This window comes from Bacillus luti, from assembly GCF_009739945.1.
Classification (GTDB): Bacteria; Bacillota; Bacilli; order Bacillales; family Bacillaceae_G; genus Bacillus_A; species Bacillus_A luti.
Genome location: NZ_CP040336.1, coordinates 144,926 through 169,798, shown reverse-complemented (window position 1 = coordinate 169,798; position 24,873 = coordinate 144,926). Strand labels below are relative to the sequence as shown.

At 33.5% G+C, this 24,873-nt stretch carries 22 protein-coding genes; all 22 read right to left on the bottom strand.

Annotation, left to right across the window (positions count from 1 at the left end):
• A complete protein-coding gene (pgtP, locus tag EUC40_RS00825) occupies positions 1-1,335 on the bottom strand; it encodes an MFS transporter (RefSeq protein ID WP_156573227.1) in 1,335 nt (444 codons plus the stop codon).
• Between the two features lie 19 nt (positions 1,336-1,354).
• Positions 1,355-2,389: an ABC transporter substrate-binding protein gene (locus tag EUC40_RS00820; protein ID WP_156573226.1), complete on the bottom strand. Its 1,035-nt coding sequence runs from the start codon at positions 2,387-2,389 to the stop codon at positions 1,355-1,357.
• Positions 2,386-3,168 carry a DUF3919 family protein gene (locus tag EUC40_RS00815; protein ID WP_156573225.1) on the bottom strand — a complete coding sequence of 261 codons (783 nt, stop codon included), beginning with the start codon at positions 3,166-3,168 and terminating at the stop codon, positions 2,386-2,388. Before EUC40_RS00815 ends, EUC40_RS00820 begins: the two co-directional genes overlap by 4 nt.
• Positions 3,169-3,234: 66 nt before the next feature.
• Positions 3,235-4,665 (bottom strand): HAMP domain-containing sensor histidine kinase, encoded by a 1,431-nt coding sequence (locus EUC40_RS00810; RefSeq protein ID WP_156573224.1) that lies wholly within the window; start codon positions 4,663-4,665, stop codon positions 3,235-3,237.
• 11 nt (positions 4,666-4,676) lie between these two features.
• The gene (locus EUC40_RS00805; protein ID WP_156573223.1) at positions 4,677-5,348 is read right to left on the bottom strand and encodes a response regulator transcription factor; all 672 of its coding nucleotides are present in this window, start codon (positions 5,346-5,348) and stop codon (positions 4,677-4,679) included.
• A gap of 119 nt (positions 5,349-5,467) precedes the next feature.
• Positions 5,468-6,460 (bottom strand): UDP-glucose 4-epimerase GalE, encoded by a 993-nt coding sequence (gene galE / locus EUC40_RS00800; RefSeq protein ID WP_001084652.1) that lies wholly within the window; start codon positions 6,458-6,460, stop codon positions 5,468-5,470.
• 89 nt (positions 6,461-6,549) lie between these two features.
• Positions 6,550-7,368 (bottom strand): SGNH/GDSL hydrolase family protein, encoded by an 819-nt coding sequence (locus EUC40_RS00795; protein ID WP_156573222.1) that lies wholly within the window; start codon positions 7,366-7,368, stop codon positions 6,550-6,552.
• A 98-nt stretch (positions 7,369-7,466) separates the two neighbouring features.
• Positions 7,467-8,375, bottom strand: a complete 909-nt coding sequence (gene tagU, locus EUC40_RS00790) for a polyisoprenyl-teichoic acid--peptidoglycan teichoic acid transferase TagU (protein ID WP_156573221.1) — start codon at positions 8,373-8,375, stop codon at positions 7,467-7,469.
• 125 nt (positions 8,376-8,500) lie between these two features.
• Entirely contained in the window at positions 8,501-9,529 is a 1,029-nt protein-coding gene (locus EUC40_RS00785; RefSeq protein ID WP_156573220.1) for a GDP-mannose 4,6-dehydratase, read from the bottom strand.
• A complete protein-coding gene (locus EUC40_RS00780; protein ID WP_156573219.1) occupies positions 9,507-10,880 on the bottom strand; it encodes a UDP-glucose dehydrogenase family protein in 1,374 nt (457 codons plus the stop codon). Before EUC40_RS00780 ends, EUC40_RS00785 begins: the two co-directional genes overlap by 23 nt.
• A 278-nt stretch (positions 10,881-11,158) precedes the next feature.
• Positions 11,159-12,184 carry an acyltransferase family protein gene (locus tag EUC40_RS00775; RefSeq protein ID WP_167520137.1) on the bottom strand — a complete coding sequence of 342 codons (1,026 nt, stop codon included), beginning with the start codon at positions 12,182-12,184 and terminating at the stop codon, positions 11,159-11,161.
• Positions 12,185-12,221: 37 nt separating this feature from the next.
• Positions 12,222-13,601 (bottom strand): O-antigen polymerase, encoded by a 1,380-nt coding sequence (locus tag EUC40_RS00770; RefSeq protein ID WP_156573217.1) that lies wholly within the window; start codon positions 13,599-13,601, stop codon positions 12,222-12,224.
• Positions 13,585-14,793 (bottom strand): glycosyltransferase, encoded by a 1,209-nt coding sequence (locus tag EUC40_RS00765; RefSeq protein ID WP_156573216.1) that lies wholly within the window; start codon positions 14,791-14,793, stop codon positions 13,585-13,587. Before EUC40_RS00765 ends, EUC40_RS00770 begins: the two co-directional genes overlap by 17 nt.
• Positions 14,794-14,807: 14 nt before the next feature.
• Complete coding sequence (locus tag EUC40_RS00760; protein ID WP_167520136.1) at positions 14,808-15,986, bottom strand: lipopolysaccharide biosynthesis protein; 1,179 nt, start codon at positions 15,984-15,986, stop codon at positions 14,808-14,810.
• A gap of 173 nt (positions 15,987-16,159) precedes the next feature.
• The gene (locus tag EUC40_RS00755; protein ID WP_156573214.1) at positions 16,160-16,699 is read right to left on the bottom strand and encodes an acyltransferase; all 540 of its coding nucleotides are present in this window, start codon (positions 16,697-16,699) and stop codon (positions 16,160-16,162) included.
• 235 nt (positions 16,700-16,934) lie between these two features.
• The gene (locus EUC40_RS00750) at positions 16,935-18,002 is read right to left on the bottom strand and encodes a glycosyltransferase family 4 protein (RefSeq protein WP_156573213.1); all 1,068 of its coding nucleotides are present in this window, start codon (positions 18,000-18,002) and stop codon (positions 16,935-16,937) included.
• A gap of 92 nt (positions 18,003-18,094) precedes the next feature.
• Entirely contained in the window at positions 18,095-19,210 is a 1,116-nt protein-coding gene (locus EUC40_RS00745) for a glycosyltransferase family 4 protein (protein ID WP_156573212.1), read from the bottom strand.
• 20 nt (positions 19,211-19,230) lie between these two features.
• Positions 19,231-19,845 carry a sugar transferase gene (locus EUC40_RS00740; protein ID WP_156573211.1) on the bottom strand — a complete coding sequence of 205 codons (615 nt, stop codon included), beginning with the start codon at positions 19,843-19,845 and terminating at the stop codon, positions 19,231-19,233.
• A 37-nt stretch (positions 19,846-19,882) separates the two neighbouring features.
• Positions 19,883-21,070: an ATP-grasp domain-containing protein gene (locus EUC40_RS00735; protein ID WP_156573210.1), complete on the bottom strand. Its 1,188-nt coding sequence runs from the start codon at positions 21,068-21,070 to the stop codon at positions 19,883-19,885.
• A 78-nt stretch (positions 21,071-21,148) separates the two neighbouring features.
• The gene (locus tag EUC40_RS00730; RefSeq protein WP_156573209.1) at positions 21,149-21,541 is read right to left on the bottom strand and encodes a GNAT family N-acetyltransferase; all 393 of its coding nucleotides are present in this window, start codon (positions 21,539-21,541) and stop codon (positions 21,149-21,151) included.
• Positions 21,542-21,706: 165 nt separating this feature from the next.
• Positions 21,707-22,921 carry a DegT/DnrJ/EryC1/StrS family aminotransferase gene (locus EUC40_RS00725; protein ID WP_156573208.1) on the bottom strand — a complete coding sequence of 405 codons (1,215 nt, stop codon included), beginning with the start codon at positions 22,919-22,921 and terminating at the stop codon, positions 21,707-21,709.
• 93 nt (positions 22,922-23,014) lie between these two features.
• Entirely contained in the window at positions 23,015-24,826 is a 1,812-nt protein-coding gene (locus EUC40_RS00720) for a polysaccharide biosynthesis protein (RefSeq protein ID WP_156573207.1), read from the bottom strand.
• Positions 24,827-24,873 lie beyond the last annotated feature (47 nt).

The window sequence follows — 24,873 nt, the reverse complement described above, 5'->3', positions numbered from 1 at the left end:
TTACGCTACTTTAGAAGCTTTTCTCTCATGTCCCATTTGAACAATCAGTAAGAATATTGTTGCTAATAAACCACCTGCTAACAGTAATATGAAGCAACCATCCCAGCCAGAACGATCAACAATAATACCAATTGCTGCGTTTGCTATGAAACTTCCTCCAACATAACCGAACAGACCACACATACCAACTGTTGTACCTACTGCAAATTTTGGTACTAATTCCATTGCACTTAAACCAATTAAAAATTGTGGTACATAAATTAAACAACCGATAATAGAAACTGCAATACTCACAACAAGAACATTAGTTGCTTGCCAATATACGATTGTTCCAACAACAACCCCAGCCATACTCATAACACATAATGGCATTCGTTTTCCTTTGAATAATTTATCGCTTAAAAAGCCGACAATTAAAGAACTCGGAATTGCTGCTGCCTCAAATATTGAATACGCTGCATGCGCTTCTGTTTTTGTAAAACCTTTCACTGTTGTTAAGTAAATTGGTACCCAGTTAATAACACCGAAACGAATTAAGTAAACAAATGCATTCGCAATACATAAGAACCAAACAAATTTATTTTTCACTACATATTTCATTAAAATTTCTTTTGGTGACATCTTGTTAGCATTATCTGCTTTTTCAAGATTTTCATAGTCATTACGATATTCATCAATTGGAGGAAGACCTTCAGATTCTGGTGTATCCTTCGCATTAATCCAAACAAGAACTGAAATTACCATAGCGATAATGGCTGGGAAAATAAATACGCCACCTTGCCAATGGCTTTCACCAAAAATACCTACACCAATTCCAACGAATGGTGGAACAAGTAATCCACCAACGTTATGTGAAATATTCCAAATACCTGTTTTCGTACCACGTTCTTTCTTTGAAAACCATTTCGTCATAACAATGCTACAAGGTGGTGCTCCCATACCTTGTACAATACCGTTTAGAACAAGTAATGTTAAAATCATCCCAAAGGAAGATGCATAGCCGAAACAAATATTAACAAGTCCAGATAAAAATAAACCTACTGCAATAAATCGTTGCGCAAAAGCCTTATCCGATAAATTCCCCATAAAGAATTTACTAAGCCCGTAAACAACCGCCATTACTGCACCTAATAATCCAATTTGTGTCGTGCTAAATCCAAATTCATCTACTAAATACGTAGTAGATAAATTAAAGTTACTACGAACTAAATAATAAGCAGCATATCCAACTGAAATCCCAATTAACACACGAATACGTAGTAATCGATATACACGGTCGATCATATTCGCTGGCAATCGCTCAATTGCAGGTGCCGGCTTAAGCCATTTAAACATATATTTCCGTCTCCTTTTCTCACTTCTGAGAGAGACGCTGTCTATTCCATATCTCGATTATTCCACTATTTGATATACTTTGGTTCGTTCTTCTAACCGGCTGTCCTTCTATTTCTTTCTCATTCTTCGCAAACATCGTTGGTACGCCAAACGAAACTTTTTCTAAAATGTGCCCCGCCTCTTCCGATAAACAATAATCAATAAATAAATCCGCAATAATACCACTCGGCGCACGCTTTAGTTTCGAAATCGCATTAACAGATAATCCTGTTTGCTCAGGTTCGTTACTTAAAATAGGAAAGCCTTGTTTTTGAAGCATTCTTTGATCTCCCATAAAATTGATGCCTATCATATATTCACCACTCGCAACAAGTTCTGCTGGTATGTAACCATTCACCGTTACTTCTCCAACTTGCTCTGCCAAGTTCTTAACATATTCCTTCGCTTCCTTTTCACCTAAAGTATCAATAAGTGATTGAAACAACGTATATGCTGTACCTGAGACATTTGGATCGGGCATGACAATCTTTCCCTTATATATTGGATTTAATAACTCTTCCCACCTTGATGGATACGAGAGACCGAGCGGTGCAATTTCTTCATTCCACCGCTCTTTATTAATCGCAATCGCCAGTTTCTCCACTTCATAACCGTACCAATAACCGTCTTTATCTTTCACAGTCTTCGGAATACGATTCGCATGCTGGCTCATAACAGGAATAGAAAGATTCTGTTGCTTCATCATTTGATGCGCATCTACTGTACCACCAATAATAATATCCGCTTTCGGATTTCCAGATTCCTCTTCCACTCTCCGAAGAAGCTCTTCCGTCGAAAGGCGAATAAATTCATACGTACATCCTCGCGGTTTACAAAATGAAGAAAGCAAAGCCTCACCAACTTCCTCACGGGCTGCCACGTAAGCAACAAGATGACGATCATCCAAAATAGGGAGACCACTTTTATTATATTTAATAGAGGTTGTATCTCGAGAGCAACTAGACATCGCTCCTCCGAATATTAGCAAAAAGAAGAAAAGGGCTATCTTTCTCATAATACATTCTCCTTTACGAGTAAATCTGCTAGGGAGCCCTTCATATACATGACATTCCCGTTATTATCACCGAGATATTGCACAACAAAGTAAGATGGATATACAGAAATAGTAAGTATGTCTTCTCGCTCATTCTTTATACGCTTCCCTGTTTTATAAGCGGTAATATAAGCAATTGGTTCATTCTGTGATTGTAATAATTTCTGTATTTCTCCGTAATCTGTAATTTGCTTTGCGTACCGAATCGAATCAAATATGTGCGTAAGGTCCATCGCACGTTCTACATCACCTTGGCGGACGACGACATCCTTTGCTGAAGCAAAGAAATCGCTAATACGCTCTGGCGTGTAGTACAGGCTTAACAAATACGTTTGAAGTGCTGAAATCATTGGATCCATACCATTCTTTCCGTATACGTTCGCCTCATACTGGAACAAGTCACCTACTGCAAAAGTACGCTTATGTCCATTCAAGTACGTTACTTCTCCAGTAAATACTTGTTCTTGGCTCTTAACATCCCTCGGCTCGATTCGAATTCGGTCAAAGAATGAAACAATCGTATGTAAACGAACTTCATCCGTTACAACAATTTCTCCCCACTTTTCATGTCTTACTCTTACTTCAGTTGGAAGTGATTCATTCACTCTTTGTAAAACGGCTTGTTTGTCATTTACAACTGTGATTCGATTATATATTTGCTTCTCCATAACATAAAACAAAATGAGAGAAACAATTATACAAAGGACAAACATAAGAATTTGAAATGATAGCCTTTTCATTTCTGCCTACCTCCAAGATAAAAAAACGTTGTTTCGAAAATACCGCATAATTGTTTCATAAATGTATCATTTAACCGCTTTCAAGTTTTTTATGTCTTCCATCCGTCTTGGAAGTAAGAATGTAATAAATATTGTAGTCCCTATCTCTTCACTACTCTCAATCTTCATACTTCCGCCTTGCTTATTCATAATCTCCTGACAAATATACAAACCATACCCATTCCCGTAACTAGAAGGCAGTACTTTCCCCACTGGCGATGCACCCCACTCCGCAAGCACGGCTTCATCTATACCAATACCATCATCATGAACAAAAATCTTCGCTTCATGCTCATTTACAATTACATTCATGCGTATTTGCGTAGCATCACTATATTTAATCGCATTATCAAGTACATTTAAGAAGATTTGCTTCGTCTTATCAAAATCTGCAACAACATATACATCCGTTAACTCATTTATAACTTCAATTTCAAACTGCTGCAGACGAGGTTTTACAATTGAAACTGCTTCTTCTGCCAATTCCTTTATGTTCACAACTGTAGGCGACACTTCAAACGTACTCGTCCCGTACTTTGAAGATTTAAGTAATTCCTCTACAAGTGATAATAACCGCTCACTTTCCACAGCCACATAACGAAGACTCTCCTGTACATCTTCCTTCGCTTGTAACTTCGGAATTAAATCCACATAGCCAATAATCGCCGTTAACGGTGTTTTCAGCTCATGCGTAATACGGTCTAAGAAATCTTTCTGTTTCTCTTTTTCTTCCTTCAATTGCTTAATATGCAGTTCAATTCCATCAGCCATCGCATTAAAGGATGCTGAAAGCTGCGCAATTTCCACATACTCATTTAGTTCAATCTTACTTTTATAATCACCATTCGCAAGTCGCTGTGCCATTTGTCTTAATTGATCAATCGGCTTATGAAGAGACTTTGCCAAACGAATTGCAAAGAAAATACCAGCAGCCACTAAACAAAGAGACGTCATCAAAAACGTCCAACTCACATTTGTTAAAACTTCCTTCTCACCCGTTAACTCATTTATAAAACGAATACTTCCAATGACATCGTTTCCATAATACACTGGGCTTGAAAACAAAAGAATTGGGGCCGGGTCTCCCTCTTCGAAAACATAAGATTTCTTCCCTTTCAAAGAACTCTCAATATCAATATTCCGATGAAGTAATGCGCCTTTTTGCGTATCTGCAACAACGTCACCGTTCTTCCCAATCATCTGTACACGGACATCCATCCGCTTCGCTAAGTAAGAAGCAATTAAAAGCGAATTCGGACCTAGCGTCTCCACCTCTGCTTCCTTCTCTAAGTAATTCATCGTATAAATTTGTGCTTCTACACTTAACTTTTCTAAAGAATCTGCTGCGTTATGATACATATTCTTTTCTAACGTAATATAAACAACCGCGTACAAAAGAACAAGAATCGGGATTAAAAGTCCAACTATCCCAAATACCATATTTCGTTTCAACGACATATCATCACCACTTAACAATCCAGCTTATAGCCAACGCCATAAATTGTTTTAATATACTCCCCGCTCGTACCAAGCTTCTTCCGAAGTCTTTGCACCATAATATCAACCGCTCTCGTATTTCCGATATACTCAAAACCCCATACTTTCTCAAGCAACTCATCTCTCATAAATACACGCTGCGGATTTGAAACAAACAACTGACATAAATTAAACTCTCGGTACGTTAACTGAATTTCTTCTCCACTAACATGTAATTTTCTTTCCTTAGGACAAATGATTAACTCCCCGGCTCGAATTACCTCGTGACTTACAGTTACCTCTGTCTTCTTCACACGCCTGCTCATATTCTTCACACGAAGAATAAGCTCCGCATAATTGAAAGGCTTCGTCACATAATCATCTGCACCAAGTTGCAGGCCAAGCAATTTATCATTCATCTGACTCTTTGCAGTTAACATAAGTACTGGAATATCCCTATCCTTCTCACGGAACAAACGAAGCAACTCATACCCATCTGTATCTGGAAGCATAACATCCAAAATCAATACATCTGGTCCTTCATTCCATTTCTCTACAGCTTCTCTTCCGTCAGCTGCTGTCAACACTTCATACCCTTCCATCTCTAACTGCATACGAATCAAATTACGAATACTCGATTCATCATCAACTACAAGTATTTTCATCATTTTCCTCCTTCCGTTCTGTATTATAGTACAGTTTAGTATAGCAAAAATCATACAAAAAAAGAGCGAGTATTGTCGAACATATTTTGTCGACGATACTCGCTACTTATTTATTAAACTTATTTCTCATACCCGTTAGGTTTCTTCTGATGCCAATTCCAAGCATGCTCAATGATTGTCTTCACATTTACATACTGTGGATCCCAACCTAACTTCTCTTTCGCTTTCTGAGAAGAAGCAACTAAACGTGCTGGGTCTCCCGCACGGCGCGGTGCTACCTCAGCTGGAATTTCATGATTTGTAACTTCACGAACTGCATCCACGATTTCTTTTACACTGAAACCATTACCATTTCCTAAGTTATAGAAATCACTTTCTCCGCCATTCTGTAGGTCTTTAAGCCCTAAGAAATGAGCCGCTACTAAATCTTCAACATGAATGTAATCACGGATACATGTACCATCTGGTGTATTGTAATCCTCACCAAACATCATAATCTTCTCACGTTGACCTAACGCCACTTGCAATACAAGAGGAATTAAATGCGTCTCTGGACGGTGATCTTCCCCAATAATACCATTTGGAGTCGCACCAGCCACGTTAAAGTATCTGAAAATCTTATAACGTAAATTAGAAGCTTGGCTATACCAATGAAGCATCTTCTCGATCGCTAACTTCGTTTCTCCATACGTATTCGTTGGATTTGTCATCGTTTCCTCAGTAATAAGATCTACATCTACCTCACCATACGTTGCCGCAGTAGAAGAGAAAATAAACTTATCTACCTTAAACTCATCCATTACTTCTAATAAGCAAAGTGCACCATACACGTTGTTATTATAATATTGAAGAGGCTTCTCCATACTAACCCCAACTAAAGAATCAGCTGCGAAATGCATAACAGCCTCAATATTTTCTTGTGTAAAAACATCTCTTAAAAATGCTTTATCACGAAGGTCACCGTTATAAAACTTCGCACCTTCCGTAATCGCATCCTCATGACCTGTTTGTAAGTTATCTACTACTACTACAGATAAACCTTCGTCTACTAATTTTTTCACAGCGTGAGAACCGATATAGCCAGCTCCACCGCAGATTAAGATTGAATTCATTGTCTTCCTCCTACATATATTAGGATTTCTTACTCACTTTCTTATTATAAAAGGTATACGATTGCTCGTATACCTTTTGTGTACCTTTATTACTTAGCAACAAAATAATCCGTTACATATTGTGCCCAAACTTCATGACCTTTAGCACTTGGGAAACCAAACTCTTCTTGTAAGTAAGGTAAAATAGCCTTCGTTGTTGCATCAGGCCATGCTGCCCAATGATCCACATATGTATAACCATTTTGCGTCGCAAATTGTTTTAATGCTTCAATCGCTTTCGGATAATTCTTCGCACCATACACTGGATTTGATGGTTGAATCATAATTGTAGCGCCTTTTGCACTAGTAGAAAGTGTTTGAACAAACTTCTGTGTATTTACAACAGAGTTTCCATTACCACTTTTCCCATTGTCCGTAATAAATGGTGGCTCAAATAAAATCACATCTGGATTTTCTTTCGCAATCTCTTTATCACGTTTATTTGAGATTAATTCTTCTGTACTCTCACCCTTATATTCCTTAACTGTCACATTCCATAAACCTTTACCATAAGCAGTTTCTAAATTAGCCGTAAACTTAGCTGCCCAAGCATCTTTTTCAGATGAAGAAGCTTCATCACCAACAATAACAAGATTCACTTTCTTTTTATCTGCAGCAGCTTTCTTCAACTTCTCTTTCACTTCATCTGGTAAATTCTTCGCATATGCTTCATTAAAAGATGACTTCGCATCTTGCTTTTTCTCTTCTTTCTTCGCTCCGCTATCTTTCACTTCAGCCTTTGTTTTCGTTACTTCACTCGTCTGTCCTGTCGCATTCGCAACCTTCTTATTCCAGTATAATTTACCACTCACAATCGAAGCGACAAACAATACAAAAGTCACAAGGACAAGTACTGCTTTCTTATTCATCGATTCACCTCATCTATTAATCTCACAATATATAATACTAATATAAATCTAAGCAAAAATAAACCCAACTCCTTCCAAAGGAGTTGGGTTATTACATATTACTTAGTCAATTCAAGATGCGCTCTTAACTTATTCGTTAAATCTTGTTTTGCTGCATCTGGAACATAGTAATACCAAATACCATCAGCGGCTTTGTGGCCATCGCCTGGGATTTGGATATCCTCACTGTTCTGTAAGCAATTTTTATAATTCTTTTGCATATCAAACATTTGATCTTGCGTTAAGTTCGTTTTCACGTTCTTTTGAATTGCTGTTAATACATCACCATAGCTCGATAAAGAAGAGAAACTTGCACCTTTTTTAATAACAGCTTGCATCACTTGACGTTGACGCATTTGTCGACCGAAATCACCGCGAGGGTCTTCTTTACGCATACGTGTGAATGCTAGGGCTTGGTCGCCTGTTAAATGAATATTTCCCGTTTTAAAATGTTGACCATCAAGAGAAAATTCTAAGTCATTATTAACATCAACACCACCGACAGCATCAACAATATCCTTGAATCCTTCCATGTTCACTTCAATATAATAGTTAATAGGAACATTTAAGAACTTTTCTACTGTCGCGACAGACATGTCTACGCCACCAAATGCATAAGCATGATTGATTTTATCACTTTTACCTTTTCCAACGATCTCTGTATATGTATCACGCGGGATACTTACTGTTTTCATTGAATTGTTTTTAGGGTTTAAAGTAATGACCATTAAAGAATCTGAACGGCCTTTATCGTCACCACGTTCATCGGCCCCTAGTAATAGGATTGAAACTGGTTCAGATTTACTGATTTTTTCTTCTTGCTTATTACCTTCGTCACGCTTTAATGGTTTATGAACTTCATCTAATGTTTTTGAGACTTTTGAGTATACATTATAGGCATATACTCCACCACCTATAATTATTACTCCTATAATCCCAAGTATCCACAATAGGATTTTCTTTTTCATTCCCCTAAACCTCTTCTTTCCATTAGCTCGAATAACCTTTTAGCTAATATAAATAATAATGTAGTCTATTATACTAGGATTGACATTCTATAACTAGTACATTATCCCTTAGGCAATCTAAGGTTTTAATTATTTATTTTATAATATTCCACATACCAACTAGCAAACTCTTGTAAGCCCTTTTCAATAGACGTCTCAGGTTTAAAATCAACAGCTTTCTGCAATAAATCCGTTGATGCATAAGTAGCTGGTACATCTCCTGGTTTAATTGGTTCAAATTCCTTTTTAAACTCCACTGCTCTTCCTAAGGCGTTGCCCAAGGCTTTCTCTAATGCTTCAATAAATACCATTAACTTTTCAGGATTATTATTTCCAATATTAAATATTTTATGCCTTACATCTTCTATAGGTGGGTTACTTAAAAGCCTTTGAATCCCTTCAACAATATCGTCTATATAAGTAAAATCACGATATAAGTCGTTTTCAAAATCACCATTATTAAATATTTTAATTGACTCACCAGCGAAATACTTATCAGTAAATCCAAAATAGGCCATGTCTGGACGTCCCATAGGACCATACACCGTAAAGAAACGTAGTCCAGTTGCAGGAATCTTGTACAAATGACTATATGTATGTGCCATTAATTCATTTGATTTCTTAGTAGATGCATATAATGACACTGGATTATCTACAAAATCTGTTTCCTCAAATGGTACCTTTTTATTAGCTCCGTATACAGAACTAGATGATGCATATACAAGATGATCTACCGGATAATGTCTACATGCTTCTAGGATATTATAAAAACCAATAATATTACTTTGAATATATACATCTGGATTTTCAATTGAATATCTTACACCAGCTTGTGCAGCTAAATTTATAACAATATTAGGCTTGTATTCTTCAAAGATCTGAGTAATCATATCTTTATCCGAAATGTCACCTTTAATAAAGGTAAATTTCTCATACGGCTTTAACTGCTCTAAACGAGCATATTTAAGATTTACATCATAATAATCATTTATATTATCCACACCTATTACTTGGCAACCTTGTTCTAATAATTTCTTAGATAAGAAATATCCAACAAAACCCGCTGCTCCAGTAACAAGATATACTTTATTATTATCTAGAGGTTTGTAATTCAATATTATCCGACTCCCTCATACGTTCTCTACTTGTAGATTTTCTCCCGATAGAATGATACTCTATCCCAGCTTCTTGCATCGCTGGAACATCATAAATATTTCTTCCATCATATATTAGAGGTGTTCTCATTAACTTCTTATAATTTTCTGGAGTTAATTCTTTTACCTCTCCCCACTCTGTAAAAATAAAGCAGACGTTTGCACCTTCTAAAGCTTGTTCAACATTTGCAACATATGTAATATTACCATTTTTATTTTTACCCTCTGGATACACCTTAGAAAAGTTGTTTGCACCTACTGGATCGAATGCGTAAATATCTGCACCCTGTTCTAATAGTAACGGTATATTTTCCAGAGAAGCTGCTTCTCGCAAATCATCTGTCCCAGGTTTAAAAGTTAATCCTAGTACCGCTACTTTAAGCCCGTTAAAAGTAATTAATCTTTGGCTAGCCTTTTTATACAATAAAGTCTTTTGATCTTTATTTACATCAATTGTAGCCTTTACTGTTCTTAATTCGTAACCATTTTGTCTCGCTAAATACTCCAATGCTTTAGTATCTTTAGGGAAACATGAACCCCCAAATCCAATACCTGCATTTAGAAATTTACTTCCAATACGCTCATCAAAACTCATACCTTTTGCAACATCTTGAATATCTGCCCCAACCAACTCACAAAGATTTGCAATATCATTCATATAAGAAATTTTAAGAGCTAAGAAATCATTAGAAGCATACTTAATCATTTCTGCTGATCTTCTATTTACTGAAACGATAGGTAAATGAAATGGCTTATAAAGATCTGTTAATACTTCTTCTGCCCATTTACTTTCTGTACCTATAACAATTCTTTCTGCATATAACGTGTCATGAACAGCAGAACCTTGAGCTAAAAATTCTGGATTTGATGCTACTTCAACTTTCACATCATTAACTAAAAAGTCTTGAATAAACTGTTCAACCTTGTCATTTGTCCCAATTGGAACAGTTGATTTTACAACAACAAGACAATCTTTTTCTACACTTTCAGCAATTTGCTTTGCAACAGTTGCAATATATGAAAGATTTGCAGAACCATCAGCATGTTCTGGAGTTCCTACACCAATAAAAATTGCATCTGCATCTTTGTATGCGGACTTATAATTTGTTGTATAATTAATTCTTCCTGCAGTGTAATTTTTCTGCATGAGCCCCTCTAAATCAGCCTCATAAATTGGTGAAACACCAGATTTCATTAATTCAACTTTTCCCTCATCAATATCAACGCAAGTTACTTGGTGTCCAACCTCTGCGAAACATACGCCAGCTACTAGACCAACGTATCCTGTTCCTGCTACCGCTATCTTATACATTATCATATCTCCCTTTCGTTATCTGGAAAAAATTATATTCATTTTCATACCATTAAATCTATAGCTCATTATTAAATTTTAATTCCCTATGATAACCTATCACTCAAAATAATTAAATTACAACAAGCTCCTATTTTAAGACTTATACATCCCATCTCACTAATAAAAAAGGTGAATACAGCCATGTATGTATCCACTCCTTTTTTACGTGTCTTCCTTGCCAAAAGCTATACGTGACTATTTAATACCATTTCAATATCTACAGGGTGGTATTTTTATCATGAGATAACCTTTTTTAGCTTATCTCGAATCACTATTTTAGAAAAATAGTTTATTAAATATTTTTTCACAATTACTAGTAATATAGAGCTACCTAAAACAAATATATATTTAACAATATATTCGTTGGGAATACTAACAGTTACTATTTTCCTTAAAGCATTATATACAAATATCGCCAATATATGATACACATATATATCATATGAATGCACGGATATAAAAGTAATAAATTTTTTCGAAAAAGCTCTTTCAATATTTTTATATTTTTCTACTAATACAAATAGCAACAACGAAACAAATAGTCCATAAAATAAATACTGTAACTGAGGTGGATATTTGTAGTAATCAGGTAATATTGTCTTATTTAAAAAAGCATTTACAATCGTAATTCCAATTAAACCAGTTACTGAAAGTAATAACATAAACTTTTTTGTTTCCATATCGCTATATAATTTATATCCTATTGCAGCAACAATAATATATGGAATCACTTGAATAAAGAATAGTTCAAACATCCAGTACTGTGTATCCCTCATAAGAAAACTCATTGCAGAGTAAACTAAATAGAGGGCCACCATTATGAAAGAAAATCTAAATAAATTTATATCCTTGAAAATTTTAGGGAATAGTGGAGCGACCAAGGCCACACATAAGAACACCCTTACTATCCAAACATAACCAATACCGTCCAATAGTAAATAAGATCTAAGTGCGACATTCAAATCGATTCCTGCAGATGATATTCCAAATAACGCACTAAAAATAAAATTAATTAAAAAAATTATAGTTAATACTGTATATAAAGGTAGAATCATCTTTTTTAATCGTCCATATAGGTAAATAGGGTAATTCCCAGTATTTCTTGATTTATTTATTGACATGCCTGAAATTAACACCAACATTACAACATCAAATGTACGGATATTTTGAATCCAGTTAGGCGCCCCAACATGAGCAAATATAACCAATACCGTGCCAATAAAACGCAAAGCATCTATTCTTACGTCTCTTCCCTTAACCACACATCTTATCCTCCTCAACATATCATTTCCAATTAAGCTACTTTGTTAAATCTTCAGCCTCATAAGAATTTTTTACTATTAACCTAGAAACAATAAGTAACATAATTAATACCATGACATTACTCATTCTATATTTCAAAATATTTACTAATTCGCTATTAAACACCAATGAATACGGTATAATTAACACACTAAAATATAAAAAAGAGAAATCATTAAAATTTAATTTCGAGAGTAACAAATTTATCCTTTTTAGTATAAAGCCCACAATAGCCATTAAGAACACGCCAAATACACTAAATTGACTAATAACTAATGTTAATAAATCTGCAGGAGTTCCACCGGTTGATCTAGAGAACATAGAATAATATAAAGTAATTTGATCAGATAAATCTGGTGTAATCCGAAGACCTAAAATCCCCAAAATCCCACTGGGTATAATGTTCCAAATCCAATTTATCAAATCAATCCCCCAGCGTAATCCAAATATCTGATTCATCTCTTGTACCTTTAATAAATTTGAATATGGAAATGCAAATTGAGAAATTAAAGGAGCAGATTTTGTTGTATGATCAACATATACTCTTTCTCCACCCGTAGCTAAATAACTAAAGAGAAAGTCTATAAATGGTATTAACCATAAACATATCACCGAAAATATAATAATATTTAAAATTTTAGTCCTTTTCCCCCTGATTAAATAATGGATTATAAAACCTGCAGTAAAAGTAACCAATACAAATTTCCCAGCAGAAAATACAGCGTATAAAGTCCCTAGAGCTAGTGAAGATATAAATAACAGTAATGTGGTTTTTTCTCTTTTAATATAGTATGCTCCTAAAAATGCATAAGGAGCACCTAAGGTTAAACCACCTAAAGTCTTTAAAAAGAGAACATTTTGACTTAAATATTGCGTACTATCTACATTAGGATTTCTTAAATAATCTGCAAGTTGTAATGCCCTAGATAAGCCTCCTAAGCTAATAATTATATAAACAAAGGATAATCCACCGACTATAAACATAAAAAAGCCAAAACCTCTAAAAACAATTCTTAATTTCTGAATTGAAATTAACTGTAATGTATTTATAGATATTTCAGGGGTTCTATATTTAGCAGGTGTAAATTTATAGGCTGCTGCAAAAATAAAGTATCCCAGTATAGAATATATCAATGCATAAAACCTATCTGCAGGGGATGAGTTAATTATGTGATAAACATAATCTATTCCACTAATCTCTTGCTCCAACTGCCTTTGATTAATAGTAATTATAACGGGTACTAGGAAATAATATAACGAATAGACTAAAGTGAAAATTACAAAAACATCTATTTTTTGATACCTTTTATAGTACACTCCAATTAGGATGAACAATATAAAAAGTAACAAAATATATACACTAGTTATTAGAATCATAGCTTCCCTCTTTATTTTCAATCAATTTTATCCATTCCTTACTTATAACTTCTGGAGAAAACCCTTTAATTCTTTGCAATGAAGCTTCTGTATATTTTTTATTAACTTCATTATTAGATAGCACTTCAATAACAGCCTCTGCTAAAAAATTTTCTTCTTGTGTTAAACTAGTAAACCCATCATATTTCTTTCCATCGCAAACTGGTGTAAGGATACCAAATTCACCATATTCTATCCCTCGAGCAGAGGTTTTCACGTTTGTGTTAGGGGCAATTATTTCTCTTGGTCCTGCAAAACAATCTGTGGAGACAATAGGTATTCCACATGCCATTGCCTCTAGCAATACATTCCCCAACCCTTCAACAACTGAAGAAAATACAAAAACCTTAGATCTTTTTACGTATTTAAAAGTATTTTTTACATATCCAGCAAATATTACATCCTCATTAAGTTGAAGTTCATCCACTAGTTTAATAAGATACTCCTCAAGAGATCCTTTACCAAATATTAATAATTTAGCATTAGGTCTAACTTCTTTAATTTTTTTAAATGCTCTAATTAAATGCCATTGAGCCTTTTGGTTTTCTAGTCTTCCTACCGTCACTATAACCTCATAATCATCAAATAAATCAGAATAATAATCATTAATATTTTCGTTTGATAACTCTAGAATCCGTTCTGTATCACAAGAATTATATATAGTGGATATAATATCCTCTTTTATACCAAACTCTTCTATAAGATCTAATTTAACCATCTCCGAAAGTGAAACTACATTATCAGCCTTATTATAAAGGAATTTTAATCTATTCTTTTTTAACCTTGATTTGACAAAGAAAGATAGCTTATTTCTTACTGATATTATTACTCTATCTTCTTGTCTAGATAGTATATTTACAATATTAGGCCCATCCAGAAGGCTAATAGAAAAGTTTATATTTAATTTCTTTTTTAGGTCTCTTAACTTCTTTACCCTCCTAACTAAATTAAAAATTCTATTTAGTGGATTATTAGCGGCTGGAATACCTAAATCTATTAATTGTCCATTATAGGGATATTTTATATCTTTTGTATCAAAAACAATCAAGGAAACATTATATTTTTCAGATAATAAAATAGATAGATTTGAAGCCATTCTTTCCGCACCACCACCTTCAAGTTTGGTGATAATAATAGCTAAATTTTTTTTCATCACTTTCTCCTCGTTTAACTTTTTAGGTATTTATATATTTTAGGCTCACATATTATGGAGGAAATAATTGCTATAAGTAACGCTGAGAATGTAGTCGCAAAAGCCCCACCCATTATTCCTACTTTAGGAACAAGAATTATACAAAGTAATATGTTAAGAACCGCATTAGATATATTTAACATTTGCTGAAACTTATACATTTTATTTATATTAAAATAAAGGACCTGAAAAACCGTCCAATATCTACATAAGCTAGCTACTAATAATATTTGAAATACTTGTACTGAAGACTGGTATTCATTTTTATATAAAATAGAGAATATATCATCCGCAAAAATAAATAAAACTAGATGAACTAGTAAAACTAAAACAAATAAGCCTATTCTTATGTTTATATAGAATTTTTTAATTTGTTTCTTATTCTCATTTTGGAAGTACCTTGTTAATGTCGCAACATAATATGACGTAATTATATTTGACATTATAAAAATACCAGCAAAAATTTTAAATGCAGCATTAAAGATTCCCACATCAGCTTTACTATAAAAATGATTTATTACCAGTAAGCTAGCTGAATTAATAATATAGATTGATACCGTTCCTGATAATTGCCAAAGAGAAAAAGACAAAACCTCCTTAAAGTACTCTTTATTGAACTTTGTATATTTAAAATCATTTTTATTTATAAACTTTATGGTCCCAAAAGTTAACAGTTCGCAGACCATTAGCATCAATAACAATTCATTCAAATCATATTCCAAAGTTAATAAAAGAACTACTGTTACAACTCTTCCTACTAAACCTACAGTTGAGGATATAATCTTTTTTTCTCTTGCTATAAAGTAATATGCGATATATTCATTTACTGCCTTAATTACAACCCATAGAAAAAGTAAACTTGAAAATTCCTTTCCAACGTACTCATTAATTTGTCTTGAAAATACAAAAAAAACAACACCAGTAATAAAAAAGCTTATAAAAAGAATAATATTTCTACTCTGAATGGTTTTTCTCATATTCCCTTCTTTTGAAATTTCCTTACTTCCATAAAATGAAACCATTGAGGAAGACCAAGAAAACGAGAATGTAGATACTAATCCAATCACCGTTAAAATAATAGTATACGTCCCAAAATCAGAAATGCTTATCTTCCTAGCAATGATTATATTAGTAAACATACCAAGTATTTGCACGAGTAGTGATATCATAGTAAATAAACCAAATTTAATAACACCCTGAAACTTCCTATAAAACAAATTAAACACCACAATTCTTTATTTTTAGATCCATTTCACTTCGACATATTTTAAAGATATACTTGTTACAACAATCTTCCTATTTTCTAAATAAACCCATAAAATCCATCTTATTTCTCAATAAATTTACTTACATCAGCCTTCAATAAGTATTCCTTCTTTTCAATCGCTGTCATCTTTAGTGTTTCATGCATAATTGGTTCATTTTTATCGTAGTATTCTTGAATTGTCCTCAGTACTTTTGCTGGTACTCCCGCCACTACGCTGTTTGAAGGTATAGAACGAGTAACAACACTGCCAGCACCTATAATACAATTATCCCCTATTTTAACACCTGGCAGAATTATAGCGTTATTACCAATAAACGTGTTATTACCAACGCAAATCTTTCCATAAACTGCTCGATTTTCCGCGAGCCCCAAGTTTCGTAAAACATGAATACCACCATCATGAGTAATAAACTTAACACCATGTGTTATCCTAACGTTATTACCCAATTCAATTAAATAGGGCTCAGAACCAAAGCTAACCTTCATAAAAACTTCACAATCCTTACCCATTCTTCCAAGCTTACTTCTATACATATCTGCCCGTTTTTTATTCGATAGACGCGGGTTACGTTCTTTTAATAAAAAAAGTAATTTTTTCATATAGTTCTCCTAATTGATACCCTCGATAAAACCCCTATTCTACCAAGGGTGAATTTATATACCCTATGTTTTATTATTAACGCTCTTGACTTGGTAAAACTTTAATTTGTTTGATTGCATTTTTAACATTAAGTTAATATATTCAAAAGCTATTCTAGTTATATTTTTACCAAAACCAAAATCCATACTAAATAAATTTATACTATCTTACGTTCTTTATATTCTATTCCTACTTTTACGCTTCAATTATACTTATCCATTGATCTACTACTACATTAACATCAAAATTTTCGGAAGTTTTTTTTGCACCTTTAGAAATTTTATCCCTAATTTCAGAATTTGCTGCTAATAATTTCATCGCTTTTATAAGGTCTTCCTCCGAACCTATAGGAACGATTAAACCATTTTTTTCATGTTCAATAACTTCATTTGAACCTGCACAATCCGTCGAAATACAAGGTAGTCCTATCACCATTGCCTCTAATAACGCATTTGATAGCCCTTCATAATTAGATGAAAGAACAAACATTTCCGCATCTACTATTCTTTCATGAATATTGGATATATTCCCTGGTAAAAATACTGATTTTGTAAGTTTCAACTCTTCAATTAGTTTAGTTAACTTATCTCTTAGTGCACCCTCTCCATATATATACAAACTATATTCTGGAAAGTCCGCTTTCATTTTTCCAAACGATCGAATCAATAATTCATGATTCTTTTGTTCTAATAAGCGCCCTACAGCTACTATCATTTTCTGTTTCTTATTCGAAGCTTTTATATTTACACTAATTGGATTAGGTATTATCACACTATTTCTTTGTATTTTAGTAGAAAAACAAGATTTTGCCCATTTTGTTTGAAAAACCACCTTATCCACTAAAGGATAAAGTATGCTGGTTGCCATTTCTACTAATTTAGATCTTCCATCTGCTTTTGGATCGTTCCGCTCAGATACGATTATTCTTTGATTTAACCCCATGCAAGCCAATATTACAATAATATTAATACGAGCAATAAAAGAAACTACTCTATCTGGTTTATTTTCGACCACATATTTTCGAATACTAGTTATCCAACTAGGGAGTTTCCTTATTCTGGAGTTCCCTTTAGTGCCAATTGGCTTTACATTAATACTTTCATGTAAGTTATATTCATTAGCATCATCCAGGAGAGTTAAAATATCTACTTCCCAGCCTTTTTCAGCATAGGTATTTGCTAAAATAGATATTACTCTCTCTGCCCCTCCTCTTCTCATACTACCTATAAAAAAAGCTATTCTTGGTTTATTTTTATCAAACATTTGATAACCTCAATTTTTTTATAATTAATGTGTTAAATTGTTTTCCCATAATAAAAAATATAACACTTTTATCTATATAATTTTAATTTAGTCTATAATTCTTTTTCGTATATTTTTCTCATCTCACACTTAATATTTTCAACATCAAACTTCTTTATTATTTCAAGATTATTAATACTTAATACTTCCCTTAGTTCCTTATCTACAGCAAGAATATTAATTCTTTGAGCAAATCCCTCAAAATCAATTGGATTGCATAAATATCCCCCTATACCATCTGTTATTAAATCTACATTCCCGCGTACGTTCGATGCTATACACGGTAATCCCGCTGCCATCGCTTCCATCATCGAGCGTGGTAATCCTTCCTGGTAAGTTGTAAATAGAAAAATATCTGCAACACTTAATAGTTCTTTTATATCAGACCTATATCCTAAAAATTTCACTTGGTTTTCTATCCTTAATTCTTTCACTAAATTTTGAAGTTTTGCTAATTCTGGTCCCTTTCCACAAATTAAGAATTGTAGATTTTGGTTGTTAGCTTGAGCTATTGCCCTAATAGAGGTTGCATAATTTTTTCGTTGAATTAAATCCCCCATAGCGATCAATACAACATCACTCTCTTTTAAACCTAGAGAGCTTCTTAAGGTCACTTTATCGACTTGTTTACACCGATAAAGATCTGTATCGACTCCGACCCCAGGAACAAAATAAACATTACCATTTTTTCTCAGGTTAAACCTTAAAGCTGCATGATAATCTTCTTTATTCATTGTAATAATTGCATCTGTGTAACGCGCCATCCACATCTCAGCCAATTTAAATATCGTTCCACTTCCCCTTGGAGCACCCTTATAAAAATGAAATCCATGTGCAGTATAGATTATTTTAGGAACTTTCATTTTTTTTCCACAGAGTCTACCTAAAATACCTCCTATCGGAGTATTACAATGGATAACATCAAAGTTTTCCTCTTCTATCAGAGCTAGCATTTGTTTATATGCCTTAATATTTTTAAAACTAAAAGGATTTCTGTCCAAGTCTACATGATGAATTATTACATTATGCTTTGATGCATCATCTTTAAAGTTTGAACAATTTGCGGCTAAATGAAATTCATAACCTAAACTTTGACCGGCTACTATTGATGGGAGGGAAAAATTTGTTATTCTATTAGTAATATTGCTAATGAACAATATTTTTTGCATGTTTATAAACTCCTAAAATTTTATTTCTTGTTTTCAACTTTTATCTTGTCATTTGTATACAAACCTTCTTTTTTTAATACCGTTGCAAAAGTTTTAAAGAAAATTTTCACGTCTAAATTGAAATCGATATTATTAGCATACCAAGAATCCTTCAAACGCTTTTCCCTATTAGATAACCCATTTCTATAATAAGCTTGGGTATACCCAGTAATGCCTGGTTTAACTTTCATTTTATCAACTTCATCATTTTGATATGTATCAAGCGCACTTGTTAGACTAGCTCTTGGTCCAACAATACTCATATCGCCCTTTAAAACATTTAATATTTGAGGGATTTCATCTATACTAGTTTCTCTCATAAATTTCCCAATTTTTGTTACCCTAGGATCGTCTTTAGAATTGTATGTACTGCCATCTTCATTAAGTAACGTTGGAGCATTCATTTTCATTGAACGAAACTTATACATTTTGAAAGATTTACTATCTTTACCAATACGATCAGCTTTATAAAATATTGGTCCTCTATCCTCCAACTTTATTATCAAACCAAAAACAAGGTATACTAATACAAATATAGGTAGAGACATAATACTAATAAAAATATCAAGTATACGCTTGAACCATTTTTTATACATAATTTTACTCCTTAATCTCTTAAAGAATTTAGATTAATTATTCTCTTATAATTTTCAGATCTATTAACTCTTTGACAGTTTCAGCCTTACTAGTAGCCACTTTTATATCCTCCGATGCCGAAACCACGTAGCCACAACCATCTAAATTAGTTTGGTATTCTCTAATAACAGTACCCTCTTCTATATTGCAGTAAATTTTAACATCGTTATTTTTTTCGATTTCAATAAAATTCGGTAACTCTATTACTTTACCTGGTTGTAATGCTAATAATCTTGTTACAACATTACGTGCTGGGCCGTGTATGTTCAGTCCTCTTAATTCTCCTAAAGAAGCTTGAATTAAACTTCCCATATAATCGATTCCTGTACCCATTGGAATAAGATGCGACCCTATTAAATTCCCACCCATTCTCGCTCCAATATCAACAATGCAAATCCGATTATCCTTTGTAACCAAGATATCCATATTTACCGCTCCAAAATTTATCCCTAAAACTTCAATAGCTTTTTTTGCTACCTCTTTTACCTTTTCTTCAATTGCTAACTGACTAGGAATGCAATGTCCTAATTCTGCATAATTAGGTGGATTTGTCATATATTTCCCCATGACTCCAAGTACGTTTATTTCTCCATCATACACAAAAGATTCTACTCCGTATTCTCGACCTTCAATAAAATCTTCTATTAAAGCCTTACCTATTAAAGAAGCTTGTATCGCTTCATCACAAGCTTTTTTTAAGTATGCTTTCGAATTAACTCTCTTAGCTGCCTTGCTACCTGATCCATCACAAGGTTTAACCATGACAGGGAATTTAATTTTACTAGTAATCTCATCAAGTTCACGAATATTACCAATCTCATAATATTGAGCTATGTCATCCACTTTATTCACAAATAATTCACGGCGCACCATATACTTGTTTTTTATAACCTTAGCTACTTCATAATTAAGTCCTAATAACTTCATTTCTTGTGCAATATAAGCCGCCGAGAGAACCCCATAGTCTGTCGCTGCAGTCATTACTCCATTAATATTTTTAGATGTTGCATAATTTAGGCAGGCTTCTTGATCGATAATATCTATAATTTCATATTCATCCGCGTACGCAAAACCAATTGAATTTGGATTTTTATCTATTGCAATCGTGTAGTATCCCATCTCTTTCGCTTTCTTAATTACGAAAGTTTGTAAAAAGCCTGCACCAATTATTAGAACTTTTTTCATGGTCATCCATCCTTCTTCGTATAATTCTATTTTCGGATTAAGCTCTCTCGATAAACATACAGAAAAAAACAACTTCTATTAAAGGCATTTTTCCATTAAATATACCTTAAAGTACCTGGTTGACCTAGAGCCAGTAAAAACAAACCCTCTTTTTTTATAAAATTGAATTGCATGATCACTCTTCTCATAAACATCTAAGGCAATTTTCGATATACCTTTATTACGACAATATTCCTCAATATAATTAATACTCTTCTTTCCTATACCTTTACCTTCTGCCTCTGGAACTGTAGCAAACTTATTTATTGTTATTTTACTTTTTTCTTCATCCATCTGAAGACCCAAATAATTACCACTATACTCCAATTGAAAAGTATGTACATATATTTGTGCATCTAAATCTTTAATCAAGAACACTTCTCGTTCTTCACAATTCTTTTTATAGCTTCTATTGGATAAGGATTTTTCCAATGGATTAATCCTTGTTTTCTAAACATATACTCGCCACTTCTTTTTATTATTTTGTATACTTCGAGTATTTTACTATCCTCATGCACTAAAACACGTTCAAAATTTAAATTCATATAAGTTCTCCCTTTCCAATATAACTAAAAAACATTGATTATATTGTTCAAGCTACTTACCTAAAGATTTCTTCAAACAATCAATTATATATTCTATATCTTGATTACTTAGTTGGGTATGAAGTGGGAGTGTAATTTCATTCTTATACATATTAAATGCATTGGGATACTCTTTAATATCAAATCCCAAATTTTTATAAGCTGTTAGCATAGGCAGTGGTTTATAATGAACATTACACGCCACACCCATTTCCGCCATCTTAATGATTATTTCATTCCTCTCAGTTTCCCCAATTCCTGGTATTCTAACTAGATAAAGATGACCTGATGAAGCAAAGTTTTCACCATAATGCTGCAAGCTTTGAATTCCAAGAGGTGACAATGCTCTATCATACACTTCAATAATCTCTCTACGTCTATTCATAAGATTTTCATATCTATCTAATTGTACTAATCCAATTGCAGCCATAATATCTGTCATATTACATTTATAGGCTGGGTATACAATATCATACTCCCATGCACCTTTTTGAGTTTTGGCCAAAGCATCCTTAGATTGCCCATGAAGACTGTATAGCATAAATTGTTTATACATCCATTCATCATCTAATCCAAGACCATTACTCCATACGACCCCTCCCCCTTCAGCTGTAGTGAAATTTTTTACCGCATGGAAAGAATAGCAGGTAAAATCGGCAACTTGTCCACATTTTAAACCGTTTCTTTTAGCTCCAAACGCATGGGCAGCATCTGCCATTACAATTATCCTATTGAATAGTTCTTGGATCTTATTATTAGCTCTAAACAATCCCTTTTTACTTTCAATTACTTTATATATTGCCTCGTAATCACAAATTTTCCCAGCAATGTCAACTGGAATAATTACCTTTGTTTTCTCTGTAATTGCCTCAGCAAGTTTTTCATAATCCATTTCAAAAGAATCTGGTGCAGTGTCAACTAATACAATTTTTGCACCCACGTGATCTATAATTGAAGCAGATGCCGTATATGTATATGCTGACGTAATAACTTCATCACCAGGTCCAACCCCTAAAATACGAAGTGTTAACTCCATTGCTGCTGTAGCAGAATTTAAACATACTGCTTTATTTACACCAATGTATTCAGCTATTCTTTTTTCTAATTCCTTCGTTCTAGGCCCCGTTGTAATCCAACCAGATTTCATTGCTTTTACAACCTCTTCAATTTCTGCATCTGTAATATCTGGTGGAGAGAATGGTATATTTCTTTTTTCTATATTAATCATTTAATTTTTTCCTCCTTATATTTAATTCTATCTTTAAATACAAAATAAACACTTATACTAATTGGTAGTATAAGTGTTTATTTACTCTTGAATTCAAATGGGCATCTGAATTTTATTGTTCGCAATATCTAATAATCGTTCTCTTACTTCTCCTTTATTCATCCCCTCAAAATCATTCATAAACTTTATTAAAGTACCTTGATCTATTAAAACAGCTTTTCCTATATGAATTTTAGGAAATATTTGTTCGGGATGAATTTCTCCATCATTTAATAACTCTTCATACATTTTTTCACCTGGTCGTAATCCAGTAAATTCAATTCCTATTTCTTCAATAGAATATCCTGAAAGAGTAATTAAATTTTTAGCTAAATCTACAATCTTAACTGGATCTCCCATATCTAATACGAATAACTCTCCCCCTCTAGCTAGCGTACCTGCCTGGATAACTAATCTTGAGGCTTCTGGTATTGTCATAAAATAACGAATCATATCAGGATGAGTAACTGTTACGGGACCACCTTTTTGAATTTGTTTCTTAAATAGAGGGATTACGCTCCCCCTACTTCCAAGAACATTACCAAATCTAACTGCCACAAAACGCGTGCCTGTACTAACAGCTGCCATGTGTTGGACAAGCATCTCCGCAAATCGCTTTGTAGCACCCATTACATTCGTAGGATTTACTGCTTTATCTGTAGAAACCATAACAAACGTATTTACTTTAAATGTATCAGCCGCTTCCGCTACATTTTTCGTACCAAAAATATTGTTTTTCACAGCTTCTTCAGGATTACGTTCCATTAAAGGTACGTGTTTATGTGCCGCCGCATGGTAGACGATATATGGTTGATGCTTTTTCATTATTTCAAAGATTTTATGACGATCTTGTACATCAGCAATTTCTGTAGTGATTTCAACCAAATCCCCATATGTAACTCGCATTTCCATTTCTATGTTATAAATACTGTTTTCACCATGTCCTAAAAGAACAATTTTTGCTGGTTTATATTTCATTACTTGACGACAAATTTCTGATCCAATTGATCCACCAGCACCTGTTACTAATATTGTCTTACCTGCAATCTTTTCTCCAATACCCGCATCATCCAACTGAACTGGTTCTCTTCCTAATAAATCCTCTACCCGTACATCACGCACTTCATTAACAGATACTTTGCCATCTAGAAGATCCTCAAGCATTGGTACAATTTGAGTTTTCGCTTTTGTTTTTGTACACTTCTCAAAGATTTCATTTATTTGCTTTCTATTTAAAGAAGGAATGGCAATAATAATGTGTTCAATGTCATTATCTTCTACTAGTTCTTGAATATGTTCGGTTGTACCAACAACTGGTACATTATAAATCTCTAGTTTTTGCTTATTTCTATCATCATCAACGAAAGCAATTGGATATAAGTCTGCATCCTTATTATGTTGTAATTGACGTACTACCATTGTTCCTGCTGAACCTGCACCAATAATCAATGTTCGTTTTTTATCAGTAGCTTTTGTAATATACGTATCACGGAACATACGCCATACAAAGCGCGAACCACCAATTAATAGTAAATGTAACATCCATGCGATTGCTAAAATGCGAACATAAATATCATGGTTTATAATTTGTTGAACAATTGCTGTTACTACAATAGATAGCGTAATTGCTTTAAATACTTGTTTTAATTCTCCAATACTTGCATATTCCCAAGCTTTATTATATAGCTTATAAATAGCAGCAAAAACATGATGACTACACAATAATGTAATAGAACTAATAACTACTGTCATAGGAATTTTGCTTAATACATTTGGATGTATGAACCAATAGCTTAAGTACACGGCAGTTAATACAATAAATGAATCTAATAAAATTAATAATGAGAGCCGTTTTCGATAACTCAATATATCTGTTCCCTTCTTTATATAATTCGCATCTTATTGATAATAAA

Excerpts from the sequence above, each read along its gene's own strand:
- pgtP (WP_156573227.1), bottom strand. The coding sequence starts at position 1,335 with ATGTTTAAATGGCTTAAGCCGGCACCTGCAATTGAGCGATTGCCAGCG.
- EUC40_RS00820 (WP_156573226.1), bottom strand. The coding sequence starts at position 2,389 with ATGAGAAAGATAGCCCTTTTCTTCTTTTTGCTAATATTCGGAGGAGCG.
- EUC40_RS00815 (WP_156573225.1), bottom strand. The coding sequence starts at position 3,168 with ATGAAAAGGCTATCATTTCAAATTCTTATGTTTGTCCTTTGTATAATT.
- EUC40_RS00810 (WP_156573224.1), bottom strand. The coding sequence starts at position 4,665 with ATGTCGTTGAAACGAAATATGGTATTTGGGATAGTTGGACTTTTAATC.
- EUC40_RS00805 (WP_156573223.1), bottom strand. The coding sequence starts at position 5,348 with ATGAAAATACTTGTAGTTGATGATGAATCGAGTATTCGTAATTTGATT.
- galE (WP_001084652.1), bottom strand. The coding sequence starts at position 6,460 with ATGAATTCAATCTTAATCTGCGGTGGAGCTGGCTATATCGGTTCTCAC.
- EUC40_RS00795 (WP_156573222.1), bottom strand. The coding sequence starts at position 7,368 with ATGAATAAGAAAGCAGTACTTGTCCTTGTGACTTTTGTATTGTTTGTC.
- tagU (WP_156573221.1), bottom strand. The coding sequence starts at position 8,375 with ATGAAAAAGAAAATCCTATTGTGGATACTTGGGATTATAGGAGTAATA.
- EUC40_RS00780 (WP_156573219.1), bottom strand. The coding sequence starts at position 10,880 with ATGTATAAGATAGCGGTAGCAGGAACAGGATACGTTGGTCTAGTAGCT.
- EUC40_RS00770 (WP_156573217.1), bottom strand. The coding sequence starts at position 13,601 with ATGATTCTAATAACTAGTGTATATATTTTGTTACTTTTTATATTGTTC.
- EUC40_RS00765 (WP_156573216.1), bottom strand. The coding sequence starts at position 14,793 with ATGAAAAAAAATTTAGCTATTATTATCACCAAACTTGAAGGTGGTGGT.
- EUC40_RS00755 (WP_156573214.1), bottom strand. The coding sequence starts at position 16,699 with ATGAAAAAATTACTTTTTTTATTAAAAGAACGTAACCCGCGTCTATCG.
- EUC40_RS00750 (WP_156573213.1), bottom strand. The coding sequence starts at position 18,002 with ATGTTTGATAAAAATAAACCAAGAATAGCTTTTTTTATAGGTAGTATG.
- EUC40_RS00745 (WP_156573212.1), bottom strand. The coding sequence starts at position 19,210 with ATGCAAAAAATATTGTTCATTAGCAATATTACTAATAGAATAACAAAT.
- EUC40_RS00740 (WP_156573211.1), bottom strand. The coding sequence starts at position 19,845 with ATGTATAAAAAATGGTTCAAGCGTATACTTGATATTTTTATTAGTATT.
- EUC40_RS00735 (WP_156573210.1), bottom strand. The coding sequence starts at position 21,070 with ATGAAAAAAGTTCTAATAATTGGTGCAGGCTTTTTACAAACTTTCGTA.
- EUC40_RS00725 (WP_156573208.1), bottom strand. The coding sequence starts at position 22,921 with ATGATTAATATAGAAAAAAGAAATATACCATTCTCTCCACCAGATATT.